Below are 4,983 nucleotides of genomic sequence, written 5' to 3' on the forward strand. Positions count from 1 at the left end.
CGGCCTCCGCCGCCCGTGCCGGCGCCTCCGTGCGGCAACGACCGCGACGCCGGCTCACCCGTGCCGCTGCCCGCCGGCCCCGCCTGACTTGCCGGCGGCCGCTGACGCGATTCCTGACGCACGATCAGCACAGCCGCCAGGATAACCGCCACCGCCAGCCCCGCCAGAACCACCGCCACACAGATCAACGGTGCCAATGACATCAGCGCCTGCCTGGGACCAACCGTGGTATAGACCACCGCCAAGGCCGTACCGATGCCGTCCATCCGCGTCACCTCACACGCCAGACGCCATGCGCGTCGCGCCGGGCTGTGCCCCGATGGGTCTTGCCCGCCGTGCCGGTGGGTGCCATGCCTGCCCCGTCAGGCATGGGCAAGCCTCCATGGCCCTCCCGCGTGGCTGCTCCTCGACGGGCTCGGGAACAACGTCAAGCAGCCACCTTACGGGCCGTGCCGCTCACGCCCGGACCTCGGCCCCGCGCAGCGCCCGGACGTACTCGGCGAACCGGTCGCCGCGCTGCTCGTAGTTCTCGAACTGGCCCCACGACGCGTGCCCCGGACTCAGCAGCACGACGTCGCCCGGCTGCGCCAGCTCGGCCGCCCGCGCCACGGCCCGGTCCAGTGTTTCAACCGTCTCGGCGCCGCCATAGTGTCGTTCCGCGAGCAGTTCGGCCAGCATCGGCGCCGTCTGCCCGATCAGCAGCACCGCGCGCGCGCCGCGGGCCAGCGCATCGGCCAGCGGCCCGAGGTCGATCTTCTTGTCGTAGCCCCCGGCGATGGCGATCACCGGCCGGTCGAACGCCCCCAAGGCCACCTCCGCCGCCGCGGGCGTCGTCGCCTTGGAATCGTTCCAGTACCCCACGCCCCCTACCTCGGCGACCAGCGACAGCCTGTGCGGCAGACCGGCAAACTCCGCCGCCGCACGGGCCGACTCCGCCAGAGGCACCCCCTCGCACCGCGCCGCCAGAGCCGCCGCCAGGAAGTTCGCCGCATTGTGCCGCCCCGGCAGCCGCAACGCCGACGCCAGCGGCACACGCTCCGTCACCCCGTCCAGCCGCAGGACGCAGTCGCCGCCGTCCAGCCAGGCCCCCTCGTCCAGCGACTGCGTGACGCTGAATCGCACAGTCCGCGCCTGCGTCCGCCGGTCCCAGCCCGCGACCAGCCGATCCCACTGGCTCGACGCGCCATCGGCCGCCGGGAGCACCGCCCAGTCGTCCGTCGCCTGAAACCGCAGGATGCCGAGCTTCGCCTCGGCGTAGGCTTCCATCGTCCCATGGTGGTCCAGGTGGTTCGGCGCCAGATTCGTCACCACGGCCACGTGCGGGCTCCACCCCAGGGACGCCGTGTCCTCCAACTGGAAACTCGACAGCTCCAGGCAGACCCGGTCCTCGGCCCTCAGCCCCGGTTCGCCGTCCAGCAGATCCAGCAGGCTGCGGCCGATGTTGCCGCCCAGGTGCGTCGTGTACCGCGTCGCCAGCGCCCGGGCCAGGAGGCTCACGGTCGTGCTCTTGCCGGCGGACCCCGTGACCGCCAGGACGGGGGCTGCGCACTCGCTCACGAACAGGTTGATCTCGGTTGTCAGCGGCACGCCCGCCCGCCGGGCCACGTCCAGCATCGGCGCGTTCTTGGGCACCGCCGGATTCACCACCACAAGGTCCGCCTGCGTGAAATCGTCGCTCGCGTGCCCGCCGAGGTGCAGCGTGACGGGCTGGCCCTGGAGCTGACGGAGACTGTCCTGAAGCTGGTCGGCGGTTTTCAGATCGGTCACGGTGACGGCTGCGCCGCGCCGCAGGAGATGCAGGACGGCCCCGAGGCCGCCGCCGAACCGCCCGAGGCCCATGACTGTGACACGCCGACCGACCAGATCCATAGCCGTTCCTCAGCCGGATGCCGCCAGAACACAAACGCCGCGACACGGGACACTCCCACGCCGCAGCGCTGTCGCCGGAGACCCCGCGACGCGCGCGTCCGACGGACAGCGGCGCCCTGCGCCAACGGTCCGCCGGGCTCGCCCGCAGGCGATCCTCTGATCGGAACGCGGCCGGCGCCGCCGTTCCGGTGCGCCACGGGCGCCTTGTATCCGGGCCGCCACAGGCCGACATCCCGTCGGCCGGCGGCGCTCAGGCACGCCAGGCCCGTGCCGCAGTGCGATGCGCGAGTTCAGCTCGCGGCGGCCACGCGCTTGGCCAGCGCCTCGGCCAGATCGAATTTCATGCTGAGAATGGCGGCCTCGACGGCCTCTTCCCACGTGTCTTCGCTGTACGCCTCGTACCCGGGACGCGTCCACGCATAGATGATGCCGCGGCTCGAATTGACCACCGCGCCCCATCCGTCATCGTGGAACGCCGCCACGGAGTCTTCTCCCGTGGCGCCCTGCGCACCGTAGCCCGGCACGAGGAACAGACTGTTGGGCATGACCTGACGAAGCATCCGCGCCTCGTCCGGATACGTGGCCCCGACCACCGCGCCGACCAGGCTGTAGCCGCTGTCGCCAACGCAGCCGGGGAAATTCGCCCACTCATTGACCTTCACCGCCACGTGCTGGAACACGCGACGGCCCTCGGCGTCCGCCAGATCCTGGATCTCGCGCGCCGACGGATTGCTCGAACGCACCACGACGAAAATGCCCTGACCGTTGTCGCGGGCCTTGTCGATGAACGGCTTCACCCCGTCGGTCCCGAAATACGGGTTCACCGTGATCGCGTCCACGCTCACGGCCCTCTCGCCGCCGGACCCGTCCGGAATGTACACCTCGTCCAGGTACGCCGACGCCAGGGCCTCGCTCGTGGAACCGATGTCCGCCCGCTTGATGTCGCCGACGACGATCAGCCCCTGGCTTTTGGCGTAATCCACCACTCGGTGATACGCCTCCAGCCCGGCCGGACCGCACAGCTCGAAATGCGCCATCTGGAGCTTCACCGCCGGAATGTGCGGCGCTACGATGTCGATCACCACCTGGCAGAATTCGTTCACCGCCGCGGCATGTTCCGGGAGGCCGCTCTTGCTGTGAGCCGCGATCTCGCGTATCTGCTTCGGCAGCGACGTGTACACGGGGTCCAGCCCGACCATGGCCGGCGTCTGCTTCTCTTCGATAGCCCCGAGCAGCCGTTCAGCGAAGTGCTTTGCCAATTGCGTTCCTCTCCCCTGGAATCAGTAGTCAGTAGACAGTGCGAAATACGACGGCGAGGGCCGCGACACTCCCGCCGCCGGCCTTCCGCACGATCGGTACCCGTGGTGGGCGGCCGTAGGACCCTCCCGGCCACCCCTCCCCATAATCAGGCACGAGTCTATCAGAAGAGTGCCCCGATTCAAGCAATTTCCGGGCCAACACCATTTGTCAAATCCCAGGCCCGCCGGACCCACAACCGCTTGACAAGCCCGCCCATCCTACCCATCCACCTGGTAGAACCCCCCCCTCCCCACGCCGCCTCCCCAGAAACCGCCTGCGCAATTTTCCCCAGACCAGGAATCCTCCCCGGGCAACGGCATTTCTCCCTGTGTTGCCACACATAATGTACACCGCGCGCAGGTCGAGTCCACAGAACCGGTGCCCCTCCCGCGGCCACGGTCTTGGATTTCGCCGGCAAGGTGCTATCATGGCGTGCTTGCCGCCGGTCTGTCGGGCGGCGGGAGGGACGTATCGAATGGACGACGCGCTGGCTTCGGGGATTCGTGACTGGTTCCTCGCCTACGTGGACCGATTCCGGTCCGAGGGCGACCTGGCGCCCATGCAGCAACTGAAGCTGGATCACAGCCTCCGCGTGGCCGAGGCCGCCGAGGCCCTGGCCGGACAGGAGGGGTGGTCTGCCGCCGCAGTGCGTCTGGCCCGCGCGACGGGGCTCCTGCACGACGTGGGCCGGTTTCCCCAGTTCGCCCGGTACGGCACCTTCGCCGACCGCCACAGCGTGGACCACGCCCGGCTGGGCTGCGAGGTGCTCCAGGCCGAAGACGCGCTGGCCCCCCTCGATCCTGCCGCCGCCCGGGCCCTGGCCGACGCCGTCCGGTACCACAACTGCCTCACGATCCCGACGGACCTGCCGCGGGAGTCCCTGCCGCTGGTGCGACTGACGCGCGACGCCGACAAGCTCGACATCTACCGCGTCGTCCTCGACTCGATCACCTCGGGCGCCGCGCGGCGACACCCCGAAATCCTGGTCGGCGTGGACCTCGACGGTCCTGCCGGGCCGGCCGTCGTCGCCGACGTCGCCGCCGGACGCATGGCTTCCCACCACGATGTCCACTCCATGGCCGACTACCTCCTGCTGATGGCCGGATGGGTCTACGACATCAACTACCCGGCCACGATGCACGAGCTTCGCCGTCGCGGCATCCTGGAGACCATGGCCGAACTCCTGCCCGACCAGACCGAGGTCCGCGCCGCCCTGGCCTGCGTCACCGCCGAACGAGACCGCCGAACCGCGTGACGCATGCCACATGCGGCGCGACTGCATGCCGTCAGGCTCCGAGCCCGTCGCAGCAGCCACACGGGAGGGCATGGAGACCCGCCCATGCCTGACGGGGCGAGACTGTCCGACAATTCGCCGTGCGTAACATACCGTGAAATATGGCGATACGACACCACGGGCGTAGGGTGGCTGCTTGACGCAGTTCCCGAGCACCGTCGAGGGGCAGCCACGCGGAAGGGCATGGAAATTCGCTCATGCCTGACGGGGCAGGCATGGCACCCAGCAACAACCAACCACGCATCGAATTGTCGGACAGCCTCGACGGGGCAGGCATGGCACCCAGCAACAACGAACCACACATCGAATTGTCGGACAGGCCCGACGGGGCAGGCATGGCACCAGGCTGAGTGACCGAACCACGCGAAGCGGGCGAGGAGGCTTGGAATTCGGTCGCGCCGTCAGGGGGCCGCCTCCGTCAGACGCCGGCGCACCGCGAGCATGTCCGTGCCCGTGACCGTGCCCGATCGGTCGATGTCGCATCGAGGGACAAGTGCCCGACCGGCCGCTTCGCGGACCCG

4 protein-coding genes are annotated in these 4,983 nt (G+C 69.6%); 1 reads left to right on the top strand and 3 read right to left on the bottom strand.

Annotated elements, in window-relative coordinates; genetic code table 11:
* The 3 genes from GXY85_12950 to pyrF form a co-directional block, all read right to left on the bottom strand.
* Positions 1-266 (bottom strand): hypothetical protein (locus tag GXY85_12950; protein NLW51730.1); only part of this gene is annotated, 266 nt, incomplete at its 3' end.
* Positions 267-456: 190 nt separating this feature from the next.
* Positions 457-1,869 (bottom strand): UDP-N-acetylmuramoyl-L-alanine--D-glutamate ligase, encoded by a 1,413-nt coding sequence (gene murD, locus GXY85_12955; GenBank protein ID NLW51731.1) that lies wholly within the window; start codon positions 1,867-1,869, stop codon positions 457-459.
* 290 nt (positions 1,870-2,159) lie between these two features.
* Entirely contained in the window at positions 2,160-3,128 is a 969-nt protein-coding gene (gene pyrF / locus GXY85_12960) for an orotidine-5'-phosphate decarboxylase (protein NLW51732.1), read from the bottom strand.
* 515 nt (positions 3,129-3,643) lie between these two features.
* On the opposite strand from pyrF, the gene GXY85_12965 reads away from it, so the two are divergent.
* The gene (locus GXY85_12965) at positions 3,644-4,423 is read left to right on the top strand and encodes an HD domain-containing protein (GenBank protein NLW51733.1); all 780 of its coding nucleotides are present in this window, start codon (positions 3,644-3,646) and stop codon (positions 4,421-4,423) included.
* Positions 4,424-4,983 lie beyond the last annotated feature (560 nt).

It is taken from the genome of Candidatus Brocadiaceae bacterium, from assembly GCA_012728835.1.
In the GTDB taxonomy this organism is placed as follows: Bacteria; Planctomycetota; Brocadiia; order SM23-32; family SM23-32; genus JAAYEJ01.